This is a genomic window from Pseudomonas sp. B21-010 (genome assembly GCF_024749325.1).
GTDB classification, from domain to species: Bacteria; Pseudomonadota; Gammaproteobacteria; order Pseudomonadales; family Pseudomonadaceae; genus Aquipseudomonas; species Aquipseudomonas kilonensis.
Genome location: NZ_CP087198.1, coordinates 392322 through 418357 on the forward strand (window position 1 = coordinate 392322; position 26036 = coordinate 418357).

Below are 26036 nucleotides of genomic sequence, written 5' to 3' on the forward strand. Positions count from 1 at the left end.
AGAGACGGGCGCAGGTTGGCGCAATGAAATGGCCAAGCGGATAGGTTGCTGCAGGGCAGCTATGAAAGGGGGTGAGTTGCCGCAATGGGCACACTGTTAAAAGCAGGCATCCATCACATCGCTGTGACCGTGCGAGCCGCCGGACGCTAATCGCACTTTGGGAGAACCACCACGCTGTGGCGTAGCCTCAAAGGTTCTGGCTACCTGGGTTGCTGTCAACGACAGCGCTTTGCCCGATCTTTTCTACGCCTGTGGATAATTTGGGTCAAGGCTCGAATTTTCGGGAATTCTGCGGCTGTGGATGAAATTATCCACCGGTGGAAATCTATGGTTTTCCACAGACAGTTGCGTGGGCTTTAGATTTTTTAAGTGAGGTCCATCCAAGCAGGGCGGCTTTGCAGCCCCGCTTGGATGGACCCGCATGGAAGGGCGGGCTGCGGTGATCTCAAAGGCTTACCCACGTTTGGATGCGCCACGGCTATTTTGTAGGGCGGTGATGTTGTTGCCGACTGGGTGAGCGAATTCGTGAGGCGTTACATGGCCGCTGCGATTGGCATCAATGTAGTTGCTCCACCACGCCATGATCAGCCGGCGCTGCTCCAGAAATTCAGCTTTGTGGATATACGCGGCGCGCACGCGGTTGCGTTCCTTGTGGCTCATTTGTCTTTCGATGGCTGCGTCGGTCCATAACCCGGACTCCAGGAGGGCGCTACAGGCCATGGTCCTGAAGCCGTGGCCGCACACATCCTTGCTGGTGTCATAGCCGACGTTGCGGAGCATGGTATTCACCGTGTTCTCGGACATGGGCTTCCAGTACTTGTGGTCGCCCGGTAGCACTAACTCTGAAAAGCGACTGAGGCTGCGCAGGCGCTCCAGTATTTCGATGACCTGCGGCGATAGCGGAACCATTTGAATGTCGCCGTTCATCTTGGTCCCACGTGTGGAGTTGCGTACCCCTTCAATCGGTGCGCGAGTATCGGGGATTTCCCACATGGCGCGTTGAAGGTCGAACTCACTCCATCGAGCGAAGCGCAGTTCGCTGGAGCGGACGAATACATGCAAAGTCAGCAGCACAGCAAGGCGCGTCAGCTCGCGGCCGTTGTAGTTGTCGATACGGTGTAGCAGTTCGGGTAGGCGGTTGAGGGATAGGGCTGGGCGATGAACTGTACGTGGCGCGTGAATCGAGCCTGCCAGATCCAGTGCAGGATTCATGCTGATCTGCCGGGCTCTTTTGGCCCCGCGCATGATGGTGGATAAGTAGTTCTGTACCCTTAACGCCACATCCATGGTGCCGCGTTCCTTGATGCGCTGGGTGATCTCTAGCAGGTCATGGGTATCGAGTTCAGCGATGGGTCGTTGGCCGATCAGCGGGAAGACGTGGGTACGCAGTCGGCTCATCACGGTTTTTGCGTGTCCTTCGGTCCAGCGACGGGACATGTCGGCGTGCCACTCCAGAGCAACGGTTTCGAAAAGCAGTGCCGCCCGCTGGGCTACGATCTTGGCCTTCTTCTTTTCTTCCATTGGATCGAGGTTGTCTAGCAGCAACGCCTTGGCTTCGTCTCGCTTACGTCGTGCGACGGAAAGGGTAACGATGGGGTAATTGCCGATGATGAGCGTACCTTCCTTGCCGCTGGGCTTGGTGTACTTCAAGCGCCAGGTCTTCACGCCATTGGGTTTGACGAAAAGGTACATGCCTCCGCCGTCGAACAGTTTGTAGGCGCGTTCGCGGGTTTTGGCCGTGCGGCATTGCAGGTCGCTGAGGGGGATCGCTAGACGTGGCATAGGGGTACGCGCTCCTTACCGGGAAATCGCAGTACCCCTAACATACCCTCGGGGAAGGGGGATTTTGTTGGATCCCGACAGAGGGTCTTGGAACGAAAAAACCCGCCAAAGGGCGGGTTTTCGGGGCTTCCAGAGTATTCGGTGGAATGCAATGGAGCCTAATGTGGTGCCGGCACCAGGAGTCGAACCCGGGACCTACTGATTACAAGTCAGTTGCTCTACCAACTGAGCTATACCGGCGTGTGGGCGACGATTATAGCGATTGGGTGCGTTCTGTAAACCCCTGAATTCTGACTATTTTTGCGCAGGTCCGGCTCAAGCGCGGTGCAGCAGGTTGCGCAGTTTGTTCAGGGCGCGCCAGGTGCGGCTGTTTTGCATGGCGTGGAGTTGGGCTTCGGCCTGTTCGGCGCGTTGCAGGGCGGCGCTGAGCTGTTGGTCTGCGTCGTCGATGGGGTGGCTGAATTTGTGGCCTTTGCAGAGTTGGAAGCCGTCGAGGTTGCACGGGGGGATGTCGAAGGCGGGTTTGAGGGCCAGGTGTTCTTCGGCGAGGTAGTAGGTGTTGATGCCGTCGAACAGGATGGATTGGTAGCCGGCATCAGTGATGAGGGTTTCCCAGGTTTGGTCGCGGGCCCACGGGGTTTCGACGAGGATGATCCAGGGGCGCCAGCGGCTTAAGTCCATGCCGCGCAGCACGGTTTCTTCGTGGCCTTCGACGTCGATTTTCAGGAAGTGGATGGGACGATCCTGGGCGTATTGCTCGCAGATGGAGGCCAGGGTGCGGGATTGGACGGTCTGGTTGCGCACGTCCATGCCGGCGTCGCGGTGTTGTTGGGCGACGCTGGCTTCCACCGTGGACAGGCCTGTGTCGGCGATGGTGTAGAAGGTCAGGCTTTCGGCGTTTTCGCCGGCCACGCATTGCAGGTTGGTGTCGTGGGGGCGTTGTTGGCAGAGGGCGTCGTAGTAGGCCCGCACCGGTTCGATGTTGATGCCGCGCCAGCCGCGGTCGTAAAAGGCTCGGGTGACCGAATCATCGGTCGGATGGTTGGCGCCGACGTCGAGGTAAAAGCCGTTTTCTACCGATTGAAGGGCGCGCCACAGGCGTATGTCTTCGAAGTTTTGTGCGTAGGAAATGAACGTCACGGCCAGTCCTTGAGTGTGTCGGCATTGTGTCAATCACGATACGTGGGGCTGTTGTATAGCACGGGCGCGGTGGACGCAATTACTGGCGCGGGGCAGCACTGAATTCGGCGGTTATGTCGTTTTGCTTAGACGCTTATGCACAACGGACAGGATGAGACGCAGGTTACTTCGCGATTTTGTGACCGCGGTCGCGTTTCGTCGCAAATGCCTGTTTTCATGGTTTTTTATCCATGTGAACAAAAAATGACCAATGCTCATTCGGTCAGGAAATCACGGTTTTCTTGAATTCGAGTTTATTTCATCAACAGAGTTATCCACAGGCTGTTTCGTCTCAGTAACGCTCTGCCAGCAACAGCAGATTGCGTGGCGTCAGTGGCGTTTCGCAGAAGGTGCCGAGGCGAACTTCGTAGCCCTTTTGCGTGAGGAAAAGCGCCCGATCCAGTACCAGCCAAAGCTCCAGCGGTCGCCGGAAAAGGCCTCGCAACAACTCCAGGTTGCGCACTTCGGCCAAGCGTTGATGGCCCGCTGCTTCCAAGGCAACCCAATCAGGCGTGCCGACTGTGGATAAGTCTTTCAGGGCCGCCAGATCGATGCAGTACTGGGCGAAGGATTTTTCCAACCAAACGGTAGGCAATGATGGCGTGGGCAAGTAGTCGTCGCACCCTCTGATTTGCCGTTGCAGCAAATCGAAGCCCAGGCGCCAGGCCATGGAGTGGTCCCGTTGTCTTCTGACGCGGGCGCCAGCAGTGACGGTTTCGGTCTGCGGCAGGCTGAGATCGTCGAGCGACAGCTGTAGGGCAGATCCCTTGGCGGCGTCGGACAGTGCCTGATAACGCTCGCTGCTGATGCGGTTGTAACAGCACGGCGCGATAGCCAGTTGTGCACAACCAACGGCGCTGGCGAGCTGCATCAAGCGTACATGCAGGTCGCCGCAGGCGTGCAAAGCTACGGGGGTGTGTTCGGGATGAAGTGCCTGGGTTGCGTCCGCCGCCAGCACGTCTTGTTGCAGGTGCGTGGCGGGCAGGTGATGGCGCAGGCTCAGTTGTTGGCCGCTGGCGACCAGTGCGGGGTCGTATTCCAGGCAGGTCAGTTGCTGCTCACCGTGCAGCAGGCGTCGACCGAGGTGGCCTTTGCCGGCGCACCAATCGAGCCAGTGAGTCGGCTGGGTGGTGAAGTGCAAGCGGCTGGCGAAGGCTTCGATCTGCTGCCATTTGCGTCCGGGCACGTCGACGTTGAGGCGATGGTTTGGTGCCTGGAGTGTGCTGGCCGGCAATTCTGCGATAACGCTCAATGCACGGGAGATAGCGACCAATTCCGGGAATGGCGCTGGCGCGTCTTCCATCAACCACGGCTGATGATGGTCGTTTTCCGCAGCTTCCAGCGAACGCTGGCGTAGCCATCGGGCCAATTCCGGGTGGGACGTTTCCCAAGGCAATTGCAGGTGGGTGAACGGACGCGGTTTCCACAGTGCCTGGTGCGCTGTGAGAAAAACGTCCAGCGCCGTGAAGCGGGCGAGCAGTGCCTCGCCCGTCAGAATGTCGCTGTCAGCGACCTTGGCAGGCATCGACGCGCAACCAGCGTTCCAGTTGCTTGAAACCTTGCACCAGGACGAAGGACATCAATAGGTAGAACATGCCGGCCGCGAAGAAGATCTCCACCGGCATATAGGTCCGGGCAATGATGGTGCGGGCCATGCCGGTGAGTTCCAGCAAGGTCACGGTACTCGCCAGGGCACTGGCCTTGAGCATCAGGATCACTTCGTTGCTGTAGGCCGGCAGGCCGATGCGTGCGGCGCGGGGCAGCATGATGTAGAGCAGCGCCTTGGGCCGCGACATGCCCAGGGCCCGTGCGGCTTCGATCTCGCCCTTTGGGATGGCCTGGATCGCGCCGCGCAGAATCTCGGCGATGTAGGCGGCGGTGTGCAGGGTCATGGTGGCCGTGGCGCACCAGAACGGATCCCGCAGGTACGGCCACATCGCGCTGCTGCGCACGGCATCGAATTGCGCCAGGCCGTAGTAGACCAAGAACAGTTGGACCAACAGCGGCGTGCCACGGAAAAAGAAGATGTAGGCATAGGGCAATGCCCGCACTTGCCACAGACGTGAAGAACGGGCGATGCCCAGCGGAATCGCCAGCAGCAGCCCGGCGATCACGGCGATGGCCACCAGCTCCAGGGTCAGTGTCGCGCCCTGGGCCAGCTTCGGCAGCCATTTGATGATGACGTCCCAGTTCATTGGGTGCTCCTGGTAAATCCACGGGCGGCGCGTCGTTCCAGCAGGTGCATGCCGATCATGGCGAACACCGTCAGCCCCAGGTACATGAAGGCTGCGACCATATAGAAGGTGAACGGTTGCTTGGACACGGTCACGCCGATTTGCGCATGGCGCATGATCTCTTCCAGGCCGATCACCGAGACCAGCGCGGTGTCCTTCATCAGGATCATGAACAGGTTGCCCAGGCCGGGCAGGGCAATGCGCCACATCTGCGGCATGATCAACCGGGTGAAGATCCGCCACTTCGACAGGCCCAGGGCGACGCCGGCCTCGCGATGGCCCTTGGGAATCGCCAGGATCGCGCCGCGAAACACTTCCGTGGCGTAGGCGCCAAAGCACAGGCCCAGGGCAATGACCCCGGCGGCGAAGGCGTTGAGGGCAAGGTCGGGATTGCCGAAGTACTCACCCAAGGCCCGCATCAGGTTAACGGTGCCGAAATAGATCAATAGCACCCAGAGCAATTCCGGGATGCCGCGAACCAGTGTTGAATAAGTGCCGCCCAGCCATTGCAGCGGCTTGTACGGCGAGGTCTTGGCCAAGGCGCCGAGCAGGCCGAGCACCAGTCCCAGGCAGAGGGCCGTGAGCGCCAGTTTGACGGTCATCAGCGCGCCGGCGGCAAGCGCCGGGCCGAATCCGTAGAGATCGATCATCATGGGTAAGAGTTCATATCGCGGCAGGCTTTGCTAAGGGCCGGTGCTGCCAGGGAACAGCGCCGGCCAGGCACGTCAGTATCAATAGATGCTGAACGGGAAGTACTTGTCGTTGATCTTTTTATAGGTGCCGTCGGCAATGATTTCCTTGAGGGCGGCGTTCAGCTTGTTGCGCAGTTCGTCGTTACCCTTGCGCACCGCCATGGCGATCTTGTCGCCTTCCACCACCGGGTCGCCCTTGAATTCGTAAGCACGGCCAGCGTCGGTTTTCAGCCAGTCGTAGTTCACGTATTTGTCCGCCAGGATCGCGTCGACGCGACCGGAGGTCAGGTCCAGGTAGGCGTTTTCCTGGGTGTCGTAGAGCTTGGCGGTGATATCGCTGCCCAGTTCGTCTTCCAGCCAGGTGCCGGCGAGGGTAGAGCGCTGTGCCCCGATGACCTTGCCCTTGAGAGACTCTTTATCGACTTTGAAATCGACGTTTTTCGGTGCGATGAATTGCAATTTGTTGGAGTAGTACGGGTCGGTGAAGTCCACGGCTTGCTTGCGCTCGTCATTGACCGACAGTGAAGAAATCAGGAAGTCGAACTTCTGGGCCAACAGGGCGGGAATGATGCCGTCCCAGTCTGAAGTGACCACTTCGCACTCGACTTTCATCTTGGCGCACAGGGCGTCGCCGATGTCTTTATCGAATCCTACGACCTGGCCGCTGGCGTCCTTGTTGTTGAACGGCGGATAGGCCGCTTCGATGCCCATCTTCAGCTTTTCCGCCGCCATGGCATTGGCCGAAAAGACCAGGCCGGCAACTGCGGCCAGGAGGAATTTCTTGTAGGTCTGCATCTGTACTGCTCCGTTAGCGGTTGCTGGACATGAATTGTTTGCAGCGCGCCGAAAGCGGGTTCTCGAAGACCTGCTGTGGCGATCCTTGCTCCTCGACCAGGCCTTGATGAAGAAACACGACTTCGCTGGAAACCTGACGGGCGAAGCCCATTTCATGGGTGACCAGCAGCATGGTGCGACCTTCTTCGGCCAGGGCGCGGATCACACTAAGTACTTCCTGAACCATTTCCGGGTCAAGGGCGGAGGTGGGTTCGTCGAACAGAATCACCTTGGGCTGCATCGCCAGTGTGCGGGCGATGGCGGCGCGTTGTTGCTGGCCGCCAGACAGTTCGGCCGGGTAGGCGTGGCGCTTGTCGGCGATACCGACCTTGGCCAGCAGGGCTTCGGCCACTTCGACGGCTTCGGCCTTGCTTTGGCCAAGCACCCGGCGCGGCGCTTCGATGATGTTATCGAGCACGCTCATGTGCGGCCAAAGGTTGAAGTTCTGGAAGACAAAACCGATCTCGCTGCGCAGGCGGTTGATCTGTTTGCCGTCGGCGGCCACCAGTTCACCGTTCTTTGCGGCCTTGAGCCTGAGCTCTTCGCCGGCCACCAGGATCTGGCCCTGGTTGGGGTTTTCCAGCAGGTTGATGCAGCGCAGGAATGTGGATTTGCCGGACCCGGAGGATCCGAGGATCGAGATCACATCGCCGTCGCGGGCGGTCAGCGAGACGCCTTTGAGCACCTCCAGCTGTCCGTAGCGTTTGTGCAGGTTGCGGATTTCAAGCGCGGGCGTGGCCTGGGCCATGTGCGGTCCTCATGGTATGTGCTCCCTTGCTGTTGGCTGCCTTCCTTGGCGAGGCGGCCAAGCTAGCATGCGTCCGAATGGCCGCCAACAGCGCTACGGGCGGTAAACCGGTGATGTGCGGCAGGTTGTCGCATCGGCACAGCAGTCTGTCGCGCCATCAACAACCGAACGGCCGTTTGAACCTGGTTTACCGGTAAAAAGTCCGGGGAGTCGCGTAAAAAAAGGCGCGATGGTGCCAGCTTTGGGCGGGGGTTGGAAGGGTTAACCGGATGAGCGTTGCGGCAATCAAAAGTCTGTTGGGTTATTCGGGAGCGTCCTCGAGATCCCACAGTATTTTGAGAACCTCTTTGAAGCTGGCTCGTGCAGTTTCGAAATCCGCCTGCACTTCAGGGCTGTGAAGCCAATGTTCCGCTGCTTCCTGATCGATATCGTCAGCCCATCTTCGGTAAGCGATCAGCGTATTTTCGGCTAGTCTTTGGGCTGCCATGGCTTCGCTTTCGGCATTTTCGCTATCCAGAAGCTCGGGCTGTTCATTCGTCATCGCAAGGAGTAATCCGAGCATCGTGACCATCATGTCGATGCGTCCCGTCTCTTCTTCGGAGTTTTGCATCTCATAAAACAGCGACAAGAAGTCTCTGGGAGGTTCTGCGAATTCGTCTTGCAAGGCATCCAGGAAGTACGGATCGTCGTACTCGGGAAGATCAAACGTGACGGCAGCAGGCTTTGTACGACTGACGCGCAGTTGCTTGGCTTTTGCTTTTGCACGCTTGGCGCGTTTTTGTTGCTTGTTCGCGGAGGCCATGGGTGTGGTTCCGTTATTCGTTGAAAAAAGTAGCCATGAAACCTGTGGGAGCGAGCTTGCTCGCGATAGCGGTAGAGAAGCCAACGCAGATGTGAAGTTGATGGCCTCATCGTGAGCAAGCTCACTCCCACAGGGGCTCGATGGAGCTTTTTTTAACTTCAAGCCACTGAAGTTACAACCCCGGCGTCGTCACAGTGGTCCAATCCTCGATGCGCAGTCCGGGGGTTGGCATCAAGGGTGAATTCGAGATGGAAGCATAGGATTAGTGAGAGATAGGTCCATAGATATACCGATCTCGTCCTATTCCTTAATTCCAATCGATCTAAACCTCAGTGCGCAACTGCGCTCTAAAAAGAACTCATGTGAGTTGTTTCCAGAACCTGGAGTCCTCGCCATGAAGCTCATTCATTACTTTGTATTGCCCTTCGTTGCCATCAGCGTCCTGCTGTTTCCCGTTGTGCTCAACGCCACCAACCTCGCGCCCATCGACAACACAGGTGTTCAGGTCCAGCCACTGCAGCAGAACGGCATCACCTACCTGTCCGGCGGTATCGGCGAGGACGAAGCACGGGCCATTGGACAGGCCCAGGGTTACAACTTGCACATGACATTCTCGGTTGGTCCGGAAAACAAATACATCCCGGATGTGGAGGTCGTCATCCAGAAGGCGTCGGGGCAAACACTGCTGACGCTGACTGAGGCCGGGCCGCTGGTTTATGTGCAACTGCCGCCGGGCAAGTACAGCGTGGTGGCGACGCGCAATGGTGAGGCGCGGCGCGACACTGCTGAGGTAGGCAGTGGGGCCGCGCGCAACCTGGTGTTCCATTGGAACAGTGACGAATAGCCGAGCGGCTTATTCGCTGGCGGGTTCTTCCAGGGTCTGGCGGTAGCGGTCCAGCGCCTCGCTGAAGTCCTTGATGAACTCCGGTGTACTGAGCCAGCGCTGGGCGGTCTCGCGGTCCATTTCATCGACCCACATGCGGTAGTCCACCAGCATGTCGGCGGCCAGGTTGGTCGCCGCCATGCTTTCGTTTTCGGCGTTTTTCAGGTCGAGCAGGCCTGGGCGCTCATTGATCATCACGCTCAGGGATGCGAGCAGCGTATCGAGCATTTCACTGCGGCTGATGGCCTCGGCTTCGCGCAGTTTGGCGAACAGTTCCAGCACGTAGACCGGCGGCTGGGCGGTGGCGTGGGCCGGGTCGCCATACATCGGGATCGATTTGCGCCCGGTCATGCGGATCTGCTTGGCTTTGTCTTTGGCGCGCTTGGCGCGTTTTTGCTGTTTGTTCAGTGAGGCCATTGGGCTTCGGTTTCCAATTCGTTAGGGGACGGTGCCCGGCTCAGTCGACTTTCGACACGGTAAAGCGGAATTCGCTGCCCGGCCTGGTTGGCTTTCGGCGTGCAGTTTACCGCCATGAGCCTGGACAATCCCCTTGAAAATGTACAGCCCCAGCCCGGTGCCGTTCGGGTTGCGGTCGGCTTTCATTTCTTCAAGTCGCTGCGCCTGATCGCGCCTCCTCAAGTCGCGCCCGTTCGCGATCCAGCTCGTTGCGCAGCTCTTCCTCCGTGGGCAGCAGCAATTGGTATTGGCTGGCGAACAACTGTTCATTGCCCTGCAACACGGAATAACGCACCACCGAATCGTCTTTGCGCGCGCAGAGAATGATGCCGACGGTAGGTTTGTCATCGGGGCCGCGTTTCAGCTCGTCGTAGAGGCGCACATACATATCCATTTGCCCGATGTCCTGGTGGCTCAGTTCGCCGCGCTTGAGGTCGACGATCACAAAGCACTTGAGCAGGTAGTTGTAGAAGACCAGGTCGAGGTAGAAGTCTTTGCTGTCGGTGCTGATGCGTTGCTGACGGGCAACGAAGGCGAAGCCCTTGCCCAGTTCGAGAAGGAAACCCTGTAGCTGGTCGATCAAGGCCTGCTCCAGGTCCGTTTCCAGTAGCGAGCCGGCGTTGGGCAGGCCGAGGAATTCCAGAACCACCGGATCCCTGACGATGTCCCGGGGGCCGAGGTTCATCTCCTTGATACGGGTGATGGCTTCCTGCTCCACCGCCGGCCTGTCGCGGCTGGCCAGCAGGCGTTCGTAATAGAAACTGCCGATCTGGCGTTCCAGGGCGCGGGTGGACCAGTTTTGGATGGCCACTTCGTTCATGTACCAATGACGGGCGGTGTCGTGTTCTACTCGCAAAAGCGTGCGGTAATGCGTCCAGCTCAATTCGGTACGCACTGCGTTCCAAATTGGGAATTTCTGATAAAAGTCTCGCATGTGCCGTAGGTTGCGTTCATCAAATCCCTTCCCGAACCGTGCCGTCAGCACTTTCGCCAGCGACGGCAGCAGCCGTGCCCCATAGGCCGCCCGTTCGGCGCCGCCCTGTTCGAACTCGATGATATGCCGGCCGATCTGCCAGCAGGTTTGTACCTGGAGCGTATCGACGGCACGCAGGACCTTCTGCCGTGCCTGGCGAATCAGCTCGCCGAGTTCGTTGATCAAGGGGGCGAGCTGTGGGTCGTCTTGAGGCAGCAGTGGCGTCATCGCAGTATCCAGCCATTGAGAGGGGGCAGACCGCAAGGATGCTTCAGGCGACGTTTCGATGATGCCGGACGGGGCTGATTGCTCGGGAGGAAAAATGGCTGATTGACGCAGGACGGGTATGACGCCGCCCCATGTTGGTTGACCTTGGCCTGTAGGAACTACTCCCGCTGCCTGTCAGTCACGGCGAAGCCCTTCGCCACAAAGCGCTTGGCGGGTGACAGTCAGACCTTACCTTGCGCCAGTGCCTGGGATGCAGCCACATAATCGGCCTGGAATTGCTTGCTTTCCACCCAATCCAGCGCGGTCTGCTCATCCACACCGGTGGTCAAGCGGCGGTATTCGATCAATGCGGTAAAGATGAAGTCGGTCGCTTCTTCCTCACCTTCCTGCTCTAGCACCAGCTCCAGCAGTGGATGCCCCAGGAAGGCGATGCACATGGCCTGCTGGCTGATCTTTTCGGCTGCGCCCATGAGTCGGAACATGTCCGATAGGTCCACGGTTTCCAGGTCGATGCGCTCGTCGTTCGGGTCGAGGAAATCGTTCGGCGCAGCAGCACGCTTAGTACGGTTCTGCTTGGCTTTCGCCTTGGCGCGCTGGCTGCGCTTCTGCTGTTTGTTCGCCGATGACATGGTCGGATTCCTGATGGATAAGGCCATCTATCCTACAGCTTCAAAGCGCACGCTTCGAATCTCAATCCACTATGAAGAGCGTAGCCCCCGATGAAGTGGAGGAGCGATGGGGCTCGGCCTGGTCGGCGACCTGGTAGCTCATGCCGGGCTTGAGCAAGAATTGCCGGCCATCTTCGAGTTCAGTATTGAGCTCGCCCTTGAGGCAAAACAGGATGTGGCCCTTGGTGCACCAATGGTCGGCCAGGTACCCCGGCGTATATTCCACCATCCGCACGCGAATGTTCCCGAACTGCTGGGTGCGCCAATACGCGGTTCCAGTGACACCTTTGTGTTCGGTGGGCTCGATGGTTGACCAATCGGTGGTGCCAAAGGGGATGCCGGTGATGTCCATGTCGACTCGTTTGCTGGAGGGGAGCGGACGAATGTAGCTGAGTCGACAAGATGGAGGAAGAAAATCCCGGGCAATAAAAAACCCCGATCAATTTCTTGATCGGGGTTTTCGGTATTTGGTGCCCAGAGACGGAATCGAACCGCCGACACGGGGATTTTCAATCCCCTGCTCTACCGACTGAGCTATCTGGGCAACGGGGCGCATTAAACGGGTTTTTCAGGGGGGCGTCAAGCACGTTTTCAAAAAATATTTAATTATTACCGTCGCTTACGATCCGCCCCCACGCGGAACAGCTTATTCGGACGGCGGTACGTAGCCTTCGGCCTTGGCGTAATCCTCGCCGGAAAAGTACTTGTCCATCTCGCCCTGAAGGTATTTGCGATCTTCAGCGTTCATCATGTTCAGGCGTTTTTCATTGATCAGCAGGGTCTGGTGTTTCTGCCAGTCGGCCCAGGCCTTGGCCGAGACGTGATCGTAGATGTCCTGGCCCTTGGCACCCGGGAACGGTGCACGTTCCAGGCCTTCCAGTTCTTCTTTGTACTTGCGGCACATGATGGTGCGGGTCATTGCAACTCTCCTGCGTTCATTACGGCGGCCGCGCGTTCGAGCAAGGTTTTGACCGGGGCGGCAAGGCCCAGGCGCGGCGGGGTGGCGAGGTTATACCAGAGCCAGTCGGCCTCGGCCACGTGATGGCCGGTTTCCCGGACCCGGACCAGCCAGGGTTCGATCGCCAACTGGAAGTGGCTGAAGGTGTGCACCAGGCTTGGCATTTCTTGTTGGCTGCCCAATTCCAGCGAGTGTTGCAGGGCCAGATGCTGCAGGTCGTCGAGGTCGTCGAGTTCCGGCAGGCTCCACAGACCGCCCCACAGCCCCGTGGAAGGGCGACGGTAAAGCAGGATCGCGCCCTCGTGGTTCGCCAGCATCGGCATCAAGGTGCGCTTCTTGGGCACTTCCTTGCGAGGCTTGGGAATCGGGTAGCGGGTTTCCAGGCCCAGCATGTGGGCCTCGCAGCCTTGCTTCAGCGGGCAGAGCAGGCAACTGGGCTTGCTGCGGGTACAGAGCGTGGCGCCCAGGTCCATCATCGCTTGGGTGTAGGCGTTGACGCGGTCCTGTGGCGTGAAGCGCTCGGCGGTGGCCCACAGCTGTTTCGCAACCTTGGGTTCGCCTGGGTAGCCTTCCTGGGCGGTGAAGCGCGCCAGTACCCGCTTGACGTTGCCATCGAGGATCGGCGCCCGCAGGCCCATGCTGATGCTGGCGATGGCGCCGGCGGTGGACAGGCCGATCCCCGGCAACTCGGTGAGTTTTTCCACGTCCCGGGGAAATTCGCCGCCGTACTGTTCTACGACGATTTTCGCGGTTTTCTGCAAGTTGCGCGCACGGGTGTAATAGCCCAGCCCGGTCCACAGATGCAGCACTTCGTCTTCCGGCGCGGCGGCCAGGGCTTGAACGGTGGGCAGCGAGGCCATGAACCGGTCGAAGTAGTTGAGCACGGTACTGACCTGGGTCTGCTGCAACATGATTTCCGAGACCCACACCCGATAGGGCGAGATGGCTTGTTGCCAGGGCAAATCGTGGCGCCCGTGGCGGTCGAACCAGTCCAGTACGGCGGTGGAAAACTGTTCGGCTCTCATCGCTTGAACAGCCCCTTGAGCGCATCTTTGAGTTCGGGGCTGACCTTGTCGCCCAGTTTCTCATCGATCTTGTCGCCGAGACGGTCGCCGGCCAGTTTCGCCGCGACCTTGCCCAGCCCATCGTTGTCCAGGCGGCAGGCCTTGGCGCCCAGTTCGAGCGGGCCGCGGCAGCGCAATGGCCATTCGATGTCGACGTAGCGCTCGTTGACCTGGCAGGCCGGGTCTGGCATATCGCTCTTGTCGCCTTCGACGATGATGCCGACGCGATAGTCCATGCCCAACACTCGCAGGTCGATGTCGCCGTTGCCGTTGGCGATCATGCCGGGGATGCGGACTTTCAGGTCCGGGTTGTTGGCGACGCCATTGTTGAAGGTCAGATTGCCGTTGAGTTGCTGGAACGGCGTGTCCTTGCCCCGGGGTTCGCCGCTGAGGGTCTTGCGATTGAGGGTGGCGATGCCTTTGCACAATTGCTGTTCGAGGTTGGCATTGAGCAGCACGCCATCGTTGATGACGAACCCGGCGGTGCCGTTGAGGCTGTCGATCAGGGCTTTCTGGCTATTGCCGCTGGCGGTGATCGCGCTGTTGACGGTGACCAGGCCTGTGACCGGCGGATTCTTGCCTTGGCTTTCGATGATCTTCTCGGCAGGGACCCGATTGATGCGCGTTTGCAGGCTCAACTGTGGCGTGGGCTGGCGCACGTCCAGGGTGCCCTTGGTTTCGAAGTTGCCGCTGTACAGGTCGCCTCGCAGGTTCTCCAGGGTCAGCAGGCCGCCTCGGCCGGTGGCCTTGAGCGCAGCGTTCTGGATTGGCAGTTTATCGAGGGTCAGTTGCCCGAAGGTCAGGTCAGCATCGAGGTCCAGCTTGCTCAGGCGTTCCACTGGAAACAGTCGATCGTTACTCCAGGCACCCTGGGTCGGGGTGCTTGGCAGCGGTGTACTGCCGGCACCGGCCATGGCGCTGGCTTCGGTGTTGCTGACTTCGGCCTCACGGGCCGCCTTGGAACTGTCGGCTTCGGCGGACTTTGGCGCCAGGTAGCGGTCGACGTTGAACGTGTCGGCCTTGAGCTGCGCGCGCAGGGATTGCTTGGCGAAGTCTTCCACGGCGATGCGACCGCTGAAGTTGCTGTCGTCCACTTTCAGGTTGATGTCGTTGAACTCGACACTCGTTGGCGTACCGGCAATGCGGCTGGACAGCTCGACCTTGCTCAGGCTGCCTTCGGCCATGGCGGGGAGTTTCTGGCCGACGCTGTCGACGAACTTCGCCAAGTCGAACTGGGCGATGGACACGCCGCCATTCAATTGCGGGGTCTTGTCGAGGTCGTTGACCTTCAGTTCACCCAGGGCTCGCAGTTGATTGAGCGACAGTTTGATGCCGGTCCATTCGGCGACGTTTGCGGCTTTGTCCAGGAACAATTGGCCTTGGGCGGCGAAGTTCAGGGTCTTGCCCTGCAAGGGGTCGCCAGTGGCTTCGCCGGACAGTTTCAGGTCTTCGAACTTGTAGCGCTTCAAGGCACGTTCGAAGCGCAGTTCACCCGTCACTTCGGTGCGTACGCGTACGGCTGGCTGGTTACTGGACAGGAATGCGGTCAGGGTGACCGGAATGTTGGTGGAGTCGTGGACCGGGCCGGTGCTCAGTTGGATGCTCTCGGCCGTGAACAGCTTGCCGGTCTGCTCGTCGGTGTATTCGACCCGGGCGTTGTTCACGGTCAGACTGTCGATATCCAGTCGGGTCGGCTGGGCAGGTTTTTCTGCCGGGGTGCTGACGGGCGGGGTCGGTTGTTCGGCCGGCACGGTGGCCGGCGCGTTCGCCGTCGACGCAGAGGCCGGCACCTTGCCGATGTCTTCCCAGTTGCCGTGCCCGTTCTTGTCACGATTGAGCCGCAGGTTCAGGCCTTCGACCCGCACATCGCTCATTTGTACTTCCCGGCGCAGCAGCGGTATCACCCGGACCGAAAGGCCGAGCATCTGCAGGTCAGCGAAAGGCTGGGTCGGACTGGCCAAGGTAGCGACGCTGGCGTCGTGCAACTCAAGGCCCAGCCACGGAAACAGGCTCCAGCCGATGTCGCCATTGAGGGTCAGCTCGATGTGGGCCTTGTCGCGGGCTATCTGGCGGATCTCTTCTTTGTAGTCGTTGGGATCGAACAGGTGGGTCAGGGCAAAGCCCAGGGCCACAATGATCAGCAACAGCCCGAGAAGTACCAGACCCAGGATTTTGCCGAACGCTTTCATGGGCGAATCCTTGTAGGTTGAGTTCAAAATTTAGCCGGGAGTATAACGCTGTGGGTTGGTGGTGGTGCGTTGGGACCGCAAATCCACTGTGGGAGCGAGCTTGCTCGCGATAACGGTGTGACAGTCCATGAAGGTGTCGAGTGTGCGACCGCCATCGCGAGCAAGCTCGCTCCCACAGTGGTTTCTAATCCTGGACCAGCATCAGTCCCAGCTTGGCCGCCAGCGCCTGGGCTTGCAGATGCCCGGTCGGGGCCAACAAGTGCAGCTCGGCATCGTTTAGCGCGGCCATTCGTCGGGCTTCGCTCACCAGCCGTTCAGCCACGCCACGGCGACGGGTAACGTTTCGTACGCACAGGTGGGACAAGCGCCAGGCGTTCTGGTGCCGTTGCAGGCGTGCTGCACCGAGCAGTCGGTCATTGAAGCGTGCCGCGATCAGCGAGCCTTCCTCGAGACATTGCTCGATCAGTTGCGTGGCATCGCTAAACGGTTCGAACAGCCAGGCCGGGGCATCCCGGTAGATTTTCTGCAGGTCCTGCTGGTCTTGGCAGGTGGCTTCGTTCAGGTGCTCGACGACGATGGGCATACAGATTCCTGAAAAATAAACGGTTCACGCCCTATAGAAAGTCAGCAATGGCGCGATAAGACAGATGAAACGAAAAAGGTGATATCACTTTGACTTTTCTGTAACGATCAAATGGTAACCTTTGCCCGTTCGCCCGTCTTTCTGCGGCGTAATGTCGCACTAATATGGAGCTTTACCAGAAAATACAGTCATGCCTGCGTGCAATGAAGGCTGACGGTGATGCGTGACTGGCGAACCATTCTAATAACTGGGGGATACACAAATGAGCACGAGCATCACGGCCGGCGGCGTCGCCGACCAGCCTGCGTTCCTCTCCAAGGAGCGCATCATCGCCAAGCCCGGTTTCAACCGGTGGCTGGTTCCACCGGCCGCACTGGCTATTCACCTCTGCATCGGCATGGCCTACGGCTTCTCGGTGTTCTGGCTGCCACTGTCCAAAGCCTTGGGTATCACCAAGCCTGTGGCCTGTGCACCGGATATGAGCTTCATCTCGCAAGTCTTTTCGTCCCAATGCGACTGGCCGATCTCGATGCTCGGTTGGATCTACACCCTGTTCTTCATCTTCCTGGGTTGCTCGGCAGCCATCTGGGGCGGCTGGCTGGAACACGCCGGGCCACGCAAGGCCGGTGTTGTATCGGCGTTGTGCTGGTGCGGTGGCCTGGTGATTTCCGCGCTGGGTATCTATACCCACCAGATCTGGCTGATGTGGCTCGGTTCTGGCGTGATCGGCGGTATCGGCCTGGGGCTGGGCTATATCTCCCCGGTGTCGACCCTGATCAAGTGGTTCCCGGACAAACGCGGCATGGCCACCGGCATGGCGATCATGGGGTTCGGCGGTGGTGCGATGGTCGGTGCTCCACTGGCTGCGGCGCTGATGAGCCATTTCGCTTCGCCAGCCGGCGTGGGCGTATGGCAGAGCTTCCTGGTCATGGCCGCGATCTACTTCGTGTTCATGATCGGTGGCGCTCTGTCGTATCGCGTTCCGCCAACCGGCTGGAAGCCTGAAGGCTGGACCCCGGCACCGAAGAAAGCCGCGAACGCGATGATCACCCATCGCCACGTTCACGTGAACGTGGCCTGGAAAACCCCGCAGTTCCGTCTGGTATGGCTGGTGCTGTGCCTGAACGTATCCGCCGGTATCGGCATCCTGGGCATGGCTTCGCCACTGTTGCAGGAAGTGTTCGGCGGCAAGTTGCTCGGCAATGACCTGCCTTTCGGTCAGCTGGATGCCGCGCAACTGGGCCAGATCGCAGCCATCGCGGCTGGTTTCACCGGTCTGCTGAGCCTGTTCAACATCGGCGGCCGGTTCTTCTGGGCATCCTTCTCGGATTACCTGGGTCGCAAAAACACCTATTTCGTGTTCTTCGCCCTGGGCTTTGCCCTGTACGCACTGATCCCGAACCTGGGTCACCTGGGCAGCGTCGCGCTGTTCGTGGCGGCGTTCTGCATCATCCTGTCGATGTACGGCGGCGGTTTCGCCACCGTGCCGGCCTACCTGGCGGACCTGTTCGGTACGCAAATGGTCGGCGCGATCCACGGTCGCCTGTTGACCGCATGGGCGGCGGCAGGCGTGCTGGGTCCGGTACTGGTGAACTACCTGCGTGAATATCAGCTGAGCATCGGCGTTGAACGTGCCGCGGCCTATGACATCACCTTGTATATCCTCGCCGGCCTGCTGGTGCTGGGCTTCCTGTGCAATCTGCTGGTCCGCCCGGTCGCCGACAAGTACTTCATGACCGACGCCGAACTGGCCGCCGAACAGGCGCTGGGCCATGACAAGGGCGCCGACAGCACCACTTCGCTGGAGTGGAAAGCCGCGCCGGGCACCAAGCCCCTGGCGATCGCCGCCTGGCTGGTGGTGGGCATTCCGTTGGCGTGGGGTGTGTGGGTGACCCTGCAGAAGACGGCGGTGTTGTTCCATTAAGACCGTTGCCCTGACCATCCGGTAGGGCAACCTTTGTGGGAGCGAGCTTGCTCGCGATGAGGGTGTGTCAGTCGACATCATGGTCGGCTGGCCCACCGCTATCGCGAGCGAGCTCGCTCCCACAGTCGTTTTGGGTGATGGCAAAGACTTGTATGGACATGTCTATCACCGACAGCCCGGGATTCAGCCCGTCAGTGATGTCACCTCTTGTGTTTCTGTTTGCCGCTCGCGCCCCTATAATGGCTGCCTTTTTCGCCCAATGATTTTGCGGAGCTGGTGATGGCCGAACGTAAGGCGTCTGTCGAGCGCGACACTCTGGAAACCCAGATCAAAGCCTCGATCAACCTGGATGGCACCGGAAAGGCCCGGTTTGATATCGGCGTGCCTTTTCTTGAGCACATGCTGGACCAGATCGCCCGTCACGGGCTGATCGACCTGGACATCGTCAGCAAGGGCGACCTGCATATCGACGACCACCACACGGTGGAAGACGTCGGTATCACCTTGGGCCAGGCCTTTACCAAAGCCATCGGCGACAAGAAGGGCATCCGTCGCTACGGCCATGCCTACGTGCCGCTCGATGAGGCGCTGTCGCGTGTGGTCATCGACTTCTCCGGCCGTCCGGGCCTGCAGATGCATGTGCCGTATACCCGTGCCACCGTCGGCGGCTTCGACGTTGACCTGTTCCAGGAATTCTTCCAGGGCTTCGTCAACCACGCCAACGTGACCTTGCACATCGACAACCTGCGCGGGCACAACACCCACCACCAGATCGAAACCGTGTTCAAGGCTTTCGGCCGTGCCCTGCGCATGGCTGTCGAGCTCGATGACCGCATGGCCGGCCAGATGCCTTCCACCAAGGGCGTCCTGTAATGCAGACGGTCGCGGTAATCGACTACGGCATGGGCAACCTGCACTCGGTGGCCAAGGCCCTCGAGCACGTGGGCGCTGGCAAGGTGCTGATCACCAGCGATGCCGACGTGATTCGCGAAGCTGACCGGGTGGTGTTCCCCGGCGTCGGTGCGATTCGCGATTGCATGGCCGAGATCCGTCGCCTGGGCTTCGACAAGCTGGTGCACGAAGTCAGCCAGGACCGTCCGTTCCTTGGCATCTGCGTGGGCATGCAAGCCTTGCTCGAGCGCAGCGAAGAGAACGACGGCGTCGATTGCATCTCCATGTTTCCAGGCCAGGTGAAGTTTTTCGGCAAGGGCCTGCATGAAGACGGCGAGCACCTGAAAGTCCCGCACATGGGCTGGAACGAAGTGAAGCAGACGGTGGATCACCCGCTGTGGCACAACATCCCGGACCTGGCGCGCTTCTACTTCGTGCACAGCTACTACATCGCCGCCGGCAATGCGCGGCAGGTGGTGGGTGGCGGTCACTATGGCGTCGATTTCGCCGCCGCCCTGGCCGATGGTTCGCGCTTCGCCGTGCAGTTCCACCCGGAGAAGAGCCATACCCATGGCCTGCAGCTGTTGCAGAACTTCGCCGCGTGGGACGGGCGCTGGTAATGGCCCGCAAGAAGCCGCCGATCCTCACCCTCACGCCCGAGCAGGAGAGTGAAGCGAACCGCAAGATCCAGCGGTTCATGGAGGACCGTTTCGAGCTGGACCTGGGTTTGTTCGAAGCGGCGGAAATTCTTGATCTGTTTACCCGCGAAATTGCTCCGCACTATTACAACAGGGCGATTTTCGATGTGCAGACGCACCTTAAAGAAAGGTTCGAAAGCATTGAAAGCGACTTGTGGGCGCTCGAGAAAAACTGATTTTCGAGCCAAGCTGAATATTCGTATTTGAAGGTTTGCCAGATGCTGATTATCCCCGCTATCGATCTCAAGGACGGCGCTTGCGTACGTCTGCGTCAGGGCCGCATGGAAGACTCCACGGTGTTTTCCGATGACCCGGTGAGCATGGCCGCCAAGTGGGTGGAGGGCGGCTGCCGTCGCCTGCATCTGGTCGATCTGAACGGCGCCTTCGAAGGGCAACCGGTCAATGGCGAAGTGGTCACGGCCATTGCCAAGCGCTACCCGAACCTGCCGATCCAGATCGGCGGCGGCATTCGCTCGCTGGAAACCATCGAACATTACGTCAAGGCCGGCGTGAGTTACGTGATCATCGGCACCAAGGCCGTGAAAGAGCCCGAGTTCGTTGCTGAAGCGTGCCGCGCCTTCCCGGGCAAGGTCATCGTTGGCCTGGACGCAAAAGACGGTTTCGTCGCCACCGACGGTTGGGCTGAAGTCAGTACCGTACAGGTGATCGACCTGGCCAAGCGTTTCGAAGCCGACGGCGTGTCTGCCATCGTCTACACCGACATCGCCAAAGACGGCATGATGCAGGGCTGCAATGTCCCGTTCACCGCCGCCCTGGCTGCCGCGACGAAGATCCCGGTCATTGCTTCCGGTGGCATCCACAACCTGGGTGACATCAAGGCACTGCTCGACGCCAAGGCGCCGGGCATCATCGGTGCGATCACCGGTCGCGCGATCTACGAAGGCACCCTGGATGTCGCCGAGGCCCAGGCCTTCTGCGATACCTATAAAGGCTGAGGACTCACCATGGCGCTGGCCAAACGCATCATCCCTTGCCTGGACGTGGACAACGGCCGGGTGGTCAAGGGTGTCAAGTTCGAGAACATCCGTGATGCCGGCGACCCGGTGGAAATCGCCCGTCGCTACGACGAACAGGGTGCGGACGAGATTACTTTCCTCGACATCACGGCCAGCGTCGATGGCCGCGATACCACGCTCCATACCGTCGAGCGCATGGCCAGCCAGGTGTTCATCCCGCTGACCGTGGGCGGTGGCGTGCGCACCGTGCAGGACATCCGCAACCTGCTCAATGCCGGTGCCGACAAGGTGTCGATCAACACCGCGGCGGTGTTCAACCCGGAGTTCGTCGGTGAGGCGGCCCAGCACTTCGGTTCGCAGTGCATCGTCGTGGCCATCGATGCGAAGAAGGTCTCCGGCCCGGGCGAAACCCCGCGCTGGGAAATCTTCACCCACGGTGGGCGCAAGCCTACGGGCCTGGACGCCGTCGAGTGGGCGAAGAAGATGGAAGGCCTGGGTGCCGGGGAAATCCTGCTGACCAGCATGGACCAGGACGGCATGAAGAATGGCTTCGACCTCGGCGTCACTCGCGCCATCAGCGATGCCCTGGGCATTCCGGTGATCGCTTCCGGCGGCGTCGGCAACCTGCAGCACCTGGCCGACGGCATCCTGGAAGGCCATGCCAGCGCGGTGCTGGCGGCGAGCATTTTCCACTTTGGCGAATACACCGTGCCGGAAGCCAAGGCCTACATGGCGCATCGCGGTATCTGCATTCGCTGATCGCTGGACACCATGGCGGGCCCAAGGCACTCTTGGGCACACCATGGATTGCGGTAGCCCGACATGCTCAAACGCCTCGTTCTTGCCTTTGCCGGTGCCACGCTGTTGCTCGCAGGCACCGTCCGCGCCGCTGATACATCGCTGGTGTTGCTGACGGAAAACTTCCCACCGTACAACATGGCCAAGAACGGCAAGAACTTCGCCCAGGACGAGAACATCCATGGCATTGCCGTGGACATCGTCCGCGAAGTCTTCAAGCGTGCCGATATCTCCTACAGCCTGACGCTGCGTTTCCCCTGGGAACGGATCTACAAACTCGCCCTGGAAAACCCTGGCTACGGTGTGTTTGTCATGGCGCGGTTGCCGGAGCGTGAAAAGCTTTTCAAATGGGTTGGCCCCATCGGTCCGGATGATTGGATCATGCTCGCCAAGGCCGACAGCAAGATCGCCCTAGGCTCGCTGGAGCAGGCGCGCCAATACAAGGTCGGAGCCTACAAGGGCGACGCGATTGCCGAGACATTGGCCAAGCAGGGGCTGAACCCGATTGTCGTGTTGCGCGATCAGGACAACGCCCGGAAATTGGTCAACGGTCAGATCGACCTGTGGGCCACTGGCGACCCTGCCGGGCGTTACCTGGCGCGTCAGGAAGGGGTGAACGATCTCAAGACCGTGCTGCGCTTCAACAGTGCCGAGCTGTACCTGGCCTTGAACAAAGACGTGCCTGACGACGTGGTTGCCCGGCTTCAAAAGGCCCTGGATGAACTGCGCAAGGAAGGCACGGTGGATGCGATTATGGCGCGGTATCTCTGAGCGCTGTGCAGGCTGTGCCGCCGCCATCGTCGGATCGCCGCCCGGAGCAAGCTCGCTCCCACAAGGGATCTGCTGTGAATACAAATCTTGTGCCCGATGCAGAACCACTGTGGGAGCGAGCTTGCTCGCGATGAAGGCGACGAGCCGCTACCGATAAACCCCATCCTTCCCATGCCCGCCCATCGCCCGATTGCTGCGCAGGCTGATCATCGACTTGATGTCGATCCATTCGATGCCCTGGGCCTTGAGCTTGGGTAGCTCGCGTTCGAGCACTGCCAGGGTCTGTGGGTAGGGGTGGCCGATCATCACGGCCGAGCCTTGCCGGCGGGCCAGGTCAATGGCGGTCTGGAGCTGGTGGGCGATGGCGGCTTCGGTGCGCTCGTCGTCCAGGAACACGTCCCGCGACACGCTGGCGAGGCCGATCTTCTGCGCCTCGGCGGCGGCGACGGTCTGGGCGCTGGTGCGGCTGTCGACGAAGAACTTGTGTCGCTGCTGCAAGTTCGCCATCAGCCACGCCATGGCCTGGGGCTGGGCAGTCATGCGGCTGCCCATGTGGTTGTTGATCCCGCTGGTATAAGGCACGGCAGCGAACGCGGCGTCGAGGCGCTTGCCCAGTTCTTCGATGGGCAGCTCCGGATGCCAGGCGAACGGCCCGGTGGCCGGGTCCATGGGCATGTGCAGCATGACCAGTTTGCCGGCGCGATGGGCTTCGCGGGCGAATTCGGCGGCGTGGGGCGTGTCTGGCATGATCGCGGTGGTGACCGGGCCGGGGAGGGCCAGTACCCGGCGATCCCGGGGCAGGTTTTGCCCCAGGTCGTCGATGATCAGGCTCAGGTAGGCCTTGTGCGGCGAAGAGGGCGTGGCGGGCGCCGCGTTAACGGCTCCCGCCAGCAGGCACAGCAGGACGAAGGTGAAACGCAGGCCCATCTCAGCGGCCGGACGTGATGTTCAACCCTTTGAGCAGGCTCAGGGCCTGGGCCAACTGGTAGTCGTCATCCTGCGGCATTGGCTTGGCCTTGCCGCCTGAACCGGTCGGTTTGTCGGCGCCGCCGTTGCCATTGCCCAGGTGACCTTGCAGGTCGGCTTCCTTGAAGTATTCGCTGTCCTGCTCGTTGGTGATCTTGGCCTTGCGCACCTCGATGTCCGGGACGATGCCCTGGGCCTGGATCGAGCGACCATTGGGCGTGAAGTACAGCGCGGTGGTGATTTTCAGGGCGCGGTCGTTGTTCAGTGGCAAGACGGTCTGCACCGAGCCCTTGCCGAAACTGGTGGTGCCCATGACCACGCCGCGCTTCTGGTCTTGCAGGGCGCCGGCGACGATTTCCGATGCCGAGGCGCTGCCGCCGTTGATCAGCACCACCAATGGCACGGCTTCGCTCAGGTCGTTGCCGGTGGCCGAGAAGCGCAGCTCGGAATTGGCGATGCGGCCCTTGGTGTAGACGATCAGGCCCTTGGTGATGAAGTGATCCACCACTTCCACCGCCGATTGCAGCACGCCGCCGGGGTTGTTGCGCAGGTCCAGGACCAGGCCGTTGAGCTTCTTGCCGTTGTCCTTGCGCATCTTGGCCAGGGCTTTGGCGACTTCTTCGCCGGTCTTGACCTGGAATTGGGTGATGCGGATGTAACCGTAGCCTGACTCCAGCAGTTGGCTCTTCACACTCTTGACCTGGATGACCGCTCGCGTGAGGGTCACGTCGAACGGCGTGCCACCGTCGCGCACCAGGGTCAGGGTGATCTTCTGGCCGATCTTGCCGCGCATCTTGTCCACGGCTTCGGTCATGCTCTGGCCGCGCGTCGGCTGGCCATTGATCTTGACGATGAAGTCGCCGGCCTGGATGCCGGCCTTGGAAGCAGGGGTGTCGTCGATCGGCGAAACCACTTTGACGAAACCGTCTTCGCTGCCGACCTCGATGCCCAGGCCGCCGAATTCGCCGCTGGTGCTTTCCTGCAGTTCGGCAAAGTCGTCCGGCCCCAGGTAGGCCGAGTGCGGGTCTAGGTTGCTGAGCATGCCTTTGATGGCGTTCTCCAGCAGTACTTTGTCGTCCACCGGTTCGACATAGGCGGCCTTGATCCGGTCCATGACCTCGGCAAAGGTGCGCAGTTCGTCCAGCGGCAGCGGGGCCTTGGTGGTCGCGGCTGTGGCGGCGGGTGCCGACGGGGCCGGTTCGGCGGCGAAAGCCAGGGGCGCACCGATCACCAGGGCGATCGTCAGGGCCAGCGAGGTAAGGCGGGACAAATGCAGCATGTCGAACGAACTCCTTAATAGGATGGGCGCGCTTATCCTTGCGCACGGCACCATTGGGCCGGGTCACTGGGGCGACCCTGCTGACGAATAGCGAAATACAGCGCTGGCGTATCCTGCCCGCCACTGTTGCCGACCGTGGAGATGGACTCACCGGCCTTGACCACATCCCCCGCGGACTTGAGCAGGGTCTGGTTGTGGCCGTACAGGCTCAAATAACCGTTGCCGTGATCCAGGATCACCAGCAGGCCGGCGCCGCGCAACCAGTCGGCGAAGACCACGCGCCCGCCATGCACGGCATGCACCTGGCTGCCAGCGGACGCGCTGATCATCACGCCGTCCCACTTGGTGCGGGTGTCGTCGCCGCGGGTTTCACCGAAGCGCGCAAGCAGTCGACCATTGACCGGCCATGGAAGTTTGCCCCGCGCCGAAGCAAAAGCACCGCCGAAGGTTTCGCCATCACTGGAAACCAGTGCACCGGGGCTTGATTTCACCGGCTTGCGCGGCGCGTCGCCGGCGTCCGCGTCGGCCTGGGCTTCACGCAAACGCTTTTTTTCGGCTTCCTGCTGGGCGATCAGCGCTTTCTGGCGCGCTTCTTCTGCCTCTCGGGCCTGGCGGGCGAGGGTTTCTTCGATGGTTTTCAACACATTGGCCAGTTCGGCCTGGTCCTGCTCGCGGGCCTTGAGCTTGCTGTCGCGAGCCTTCACATCGTCATTGAGCTTGGCCAGGGCCACCTGGCGCTCCTTGCGAACCTTATCGAGTTCTTCGCGCTGGGTGTCGAGGCTGCTTTTCTGCACCAGCAACTGGGCTTGCTGCAGTTCGATATCTTTTTCGACATTGGCCAGTTGGCGCAGGGTTTCGTTGAAGCTCTTGAGCTGTTCCAGGCGTGCCTGGCTCAGGTAGTCGTAATAAGTCAGGGTGCGGGCGAATTTCTCGGGGTTCTGCTGGTTGAGCAGCAGCTTGAGGTATTCCTGGCGACCGTTCTGGTAGGCCGCCCGAGCCTGGATGGCGATCAGCTTTTGCTGTTCAGTGCGCGCGCTCTGGAGTTTTTTTTTCTCTCCATCGAGTCGTTGCAGCTCGGATTCGCTTTTCTTCAGCTCTTTTTGCAGCGCGTCGACCTGTTTCTCCAGATTGCCCATCTCGGTCTCGGTGCCGCGCAGGTCTTTCTGCACGCTGGATTTCTCTTCCTGCAACTTGCCCAGCAGCTTTTTCAGCTCGGCAATGTCCTGGCGCGTGGCTTCCAACTGTTGTTGGGTTTGCGCGCGCTCGTCGGCAAAGGCCGGTTGGAGCAGGCAGGTCAGAGCGAGGGCTATCAGGACGCGAAGCATAGAGGCGGGCGACACCAGGGAAAGGGACGGCCTAGTATGCCCGCCCCACGCTGCAAAAAAAACGCCCATTTGGGGCTGTGTGATAACTGGCCCAAAAAACACCCAAAACCAATGTGGGAGCGAGCTTGCTCGCG

At 60.3% G+C, this 26036-nt stretch carries 27 protein-coding genes, 2 tRNA genes and 1 pseudogene; 8 read left to right on the forward strand and 22 right to left on the reverse strand.

What is annotated here, in order from left to right:
* Positions 1–453 precede the first annotated feature (453 nt).
* The 9 genes from LOY50_RS01715 to LOY50_RS01755 form a co-directional block, all read right to left on the reverse strand.
* On the reverse strand, positions 454–1782 hold the full coding sequence (locus LOY50_RS01715) for a phage integrase central domain-containing protein (RefSeq protein ID WP_258690195.1): 1329 nt from the start codon (positions 1780–1782) through the stop codon (positions 454–456).
* 164 nt (positions 1783–1946) lie between these two features.
* Positions 1947–2022 (reverse strand) — tRNA-Thr (locus LOY50_RS01720).
* 75 nt (positions 2023–2097) lie between these two features.
* Positions 2098–2922, reverse strand: coding sequence for an FkbM family methyltransferase (locus LOY50_RS01725; protein WP_258690196.1), 825 nt, complete (start codon positions 2920–2922; stop codon positions 2098–2100).
* A gap of 331 nt (positions 2923–3253) precedes the next feature.
* Positions 3254–4486, reverse strand: a complete 1233-nt coding sequence (locus LOY50_RS01730) for an SAM-dependent methyltransferase (protein WP_258690197.1) — start codon at positions 4484–4486, stop codon at positions 3254–3256.
* The gene (locus LOY50_RS01735) at positions 4467–5156 is read right to left on the reverse strand and encodes an ABC transporter permease (RefSeq protein ID WP_253470988.1); all 690 of its coding nucleotides are present in this window, start codon (positions 5154–5156) and stop codon (positions 4467–4469) included. The genes LOY50_RS01730 and LOY50_RS01735 overlap by 20 nt, the downstream gene beginning before the upstream one ends.
* Positions 5153–5848: an ABC transporter permease gene (locus LOY50_RS01740; protein WP_109751966.1), complete on the reverse strand. Its 696-nt coding sequence runs from the start codon at positions 5846–5848 to the stop codon at positions 5153–5155. The genes LOY50_RS01735 and LOY50_RS01740 overlap by 4 nt, the downstream gene beginning before the upstream one ends.
* A 78-nt stretch (positions 5849–5926) precedes the next feature.
* Entirely contained in the window at positions 5927–6682 is a 756-nt protein-coding gene (locus LOY50_RS01745) for an ABC transporter substrate-binding protein (protein WP_214510951.1), read from the reverse strand.
* Between the two features lie 13 nt (positions 6683–6695).
* Entirely contained in the window at positions 6696–7469 is a 774-nt protein-coding gene (locus tag LOY50_RS01750) for an ABC transporter ATP-binding protein (RefSeq protein WP_253470989.1), read from the reverse strand.
* A gap of 301 nt (positions 7470–7770) precedes the next feature.
* On the reverse strand, positions 7771–8271 hold the full coding sequence (locus LOY50_RS01755) for a hypothetical protein (RefSeq protein WP_253470991.1): 501 nt from the start codon (positions 8269–8271) through the stop codon (positions 7771–7773).
* A gap of 394 nt (positions 8272–8665) precedes the next feature.
* Here LOY50_RS01755 and LOY50_RS01760 point away from each other — a divergent pair, with 394 nt between their 5' ends.
* A complete protein-coding gene (locus tag LOY50_RS01760; RefSeq protein ID WP_253470993.1) occupies positions 8666–9115 on the forward strand; it encodes a carboxypeptidase regulatory-like domain-containing protein in 450 nt (149 codons plus the stop codon).
* Between the two features lie 9 nt (positions 9116–9124).
* Here LOY50_RS01760 and LOY50_RS01765 read toward each other — a convergent pair whose 3' ends face one another.
* From LOY50_RS01765 to panM, 10 genes and pseudogenes are all read right to left on the reverse strand, one after another.
* Positions 9125–9571: a hypothetical protein gene (locus LOY50_RS01765; protein ID WP_018606342.1), complete on the reverse strand. Its 447-nt coding sequence runs from the start codon at positions 9569–9571 to the stop codon at positions 9125–9127.
* 40 nt (positions 9572–9611) lie between these two features.
* A pseudogene (locus LOY50_RS01770) lies at positions 9612–9754 on the reverse strand (ATP-binding protein); the annotation flags it as partial.
* A 7-nt stretch (positions 9755–9761) separates the two neighbouring features.
* Entirely contained in the window at positions 9762–10811 is a 1050-nt protein-coding gene (locus LOY50_RS01775) for a YhcG family protein (RefSeq protein WP_258690198.1), read from the reverse strand.
* Between the two features lie 221 nt (positions 10812–11032).
* Positions 11033–11440 (reverse strand): hypothetical protein, encoded by a 408-nt coding sequence (locus tag LOY50_RS01780; RefSeq protein ID WP_014336090.1) that lies wholly within the window; start codon positions 11438–11440, stop codon positions 11033–11035.
* 61 nt (positions 11441–11501) lie between these two features.
* Positions 11502–11831 (reverse strand): DHCW motif cupin fold protein, encoded by a 330-nt coding sequence (locus LOY50_RS01785; protein WP_014336091.1) that lies wholly within the window; start codon positions 11829–11831, stop codon positions 11502–11504.
* A 116-nt stretch (positions 11832–11947) separates the two neighbouring features.
* Positions 11948–12023: transfer RNA gene (locus LOY50_RS01790), tRNA-Phe, on the reverse strand.
* A 102-nt stretch (positions 12024–12125) separates the two neighbouring features.
* A complete protein-coding gene (locus tag LOY50_RS01795) occupies positions 12126–12398 on the reverse strand; it encodes an oxidative damage protection protein (protein ID WP_003196814.1) in 273 nt (90 codons plus the stop codon).
* Entirely contained in the window at positions 12395–13462 is a 1068-nt protein-coding gene (gene mutY, locus LOY50_RS01800; RefSeq protein WP_003196816.1) for an A/G-specific adenine glycosylase, read from the reverse strand. The genes LOY50_RS01795 and mutY overlap by 4 nt, the downstream gene beginning before the upstream one ends.
* Positions 13459–15690, reverse strand: coding sequence for an AsmA family protein (locus LOY50_RS01805; protein WP_258690199.1), 2232 nt, complete (start codon positions 15688–15690; stop codon positions 13459–13461). The genes mutY and LOY50_RS01805 overlap by 4 nt, the downstream gene beginning before the upstream one ends.
* Positions 15691–15874: 184 nt before the next feature.
* On the reverse strand, positions 15875–16273 hold the full coding sequence (gene panM / locus LOY50_RS01810) for an aspartate 1-decarboxylase autocleavage activator PanM (protein ID WP_253471003.1): 399 nt from the start codon (positions 16271–16273) through the stop codon (positions 15875–15877).
* A 262-nt stretch (positions 16274–16535) separates the two neighbouring features.
* Between panM and LOY50_RS01815 the strand changes: the two genes are divergently transcribed.
* The 7 genes from LOY50_RS01815 (at position 16536) to LOY50_RS01845 (ending at position 22332) form a co-directional block, all read left to right on the forward strand.
* Complete coding sequence (locus tag LOY50_RS01815; protein ID WP_258690200.1) at positions 16536–18197, forward strand: OFA family MFS transporter; 1662 nt, start codon at positions 16536–16538, stop codon at positions 18195–18197.
* A gap of 279 nt (positions 18198–18476) precedes the next feature.
* A complete protein-coding gene (gene hisB, locus LOY50_RS01820) occupies positions 18477–19070 on the forward strand; it encodes an imidazoleglycerol-phosphate dehydratase HisB (protein WP_003186751.1) in 594 nt (197 codons plus the stop codon).
* Positions 19070–19708 (forward strand): imidazole glycerol phosphate synthase subunit HisH, encoded by a 639-nt coding sequence (hisH, locus tag LOY50_RS01825; protein WP_253471006.1) that lies wholly within the window; start codon positions 19070–19072, stop codon positions 19706–19708. Before hisB ends, hisH begins: the two co-directional genes overlap by 1 nt.
* Positions 19708–19962, forward strand: coding sequence for a DUF2164 domain-containing protein (locus LOY50_RS01830; protein ID WP_258690201.1), 255 nt, complete (start codon positions 19708–19710; stop codon positions 19960–19962). Before hisH ends, LOY50_RS01830 begins: the two co-directional genes overlap by 1 nt.
* A 42-nt stretch (positions 19963–20004) precedes the next feature.
* A complete protein-coding gene (gene hisA / locus LOY50_RS01835) occupies positions 20005–20742 on the forward strand; it encodes a 1-(5-phosphoribosyl)-5-[(5-phosphoribosylamino)methylideneamino]imidazole-4-carboxamide isomerase (protein WP_003196828.1) in 738 nt (245 codons plus the stop codon).
* A 9-nt stretch (positions 20743–20751) separates the two neighbouring features.
* Entirely contained in the window at positions 20752–21522 is a 771-nt protein-coding gene (hisF, locus tag LOY50_RS01840) for an imidazole glycerol phosphate synthase subunit HisF (RefSeq protein ID WP_003196830.1), read from the forward strand.
* A gap of 63 nt (positions 21523–21585) precedes the next feature.
* Positions 21586–22332 carry an ABC transporter substrate-binding protein gene (locus LOY50_RS01845; protein WP_253471009.1) on the forward strand — a complete coding sequence of 249 codons (747 nt, stop codon included), beginning with the start codon at positions 21586–21588 and terminating at the stop codon, positions 22330–22332.
* Positions 22333–22479: 147 nt separating this feature from the next.
* Here LOY50_RS01845 and LOY50_RS01850 read toward each other — a convergent pair whose 3' ends face one another.
* From LOY50_RS01850 to LOY50_RS01860, 3 genes are read right to left on the reverse strand one after another with little or no spacing between them, the layout of a single operon-like run.
* Complete coding sequence (locus LOY50_RS01850; RefSeq protein ID WP_258690202.1) at positions 22480–23259, reverse strand: divergent polysaccharide deacetylase family protein; 780 nt, start codon at positions 23257–23259, stop codon at positions 22480–22482.
* 1 nt (position 23260) lies between these two features.
* Positions 23261–24577 carry a S41 family peptidase gene (locus LOY50_RS01855; protein ID WP_214510940.1) on the reverse strand — a complete coding sequence of 439 codons (1317 nt, stop codon included), beginning with the start codon at positions 24575–24577 and terminating at the stop codon, positions 23261–23263.
* Between the two features lie 32 nt (positions 24578–24609).
* Positions 24610–25902: a murein hydrolase activator EnvC gene (locus LOY50_RS01860; protein ID WP_214510939.1), complete on the reverse strand. Its 1293-nt coding sequence runs from the start codon at positions 25900–25902 to the stop codon at positions 24610–24612.
* Between the last annotated feature and the right edge of the window lie 134 nt (positions 25903–26036).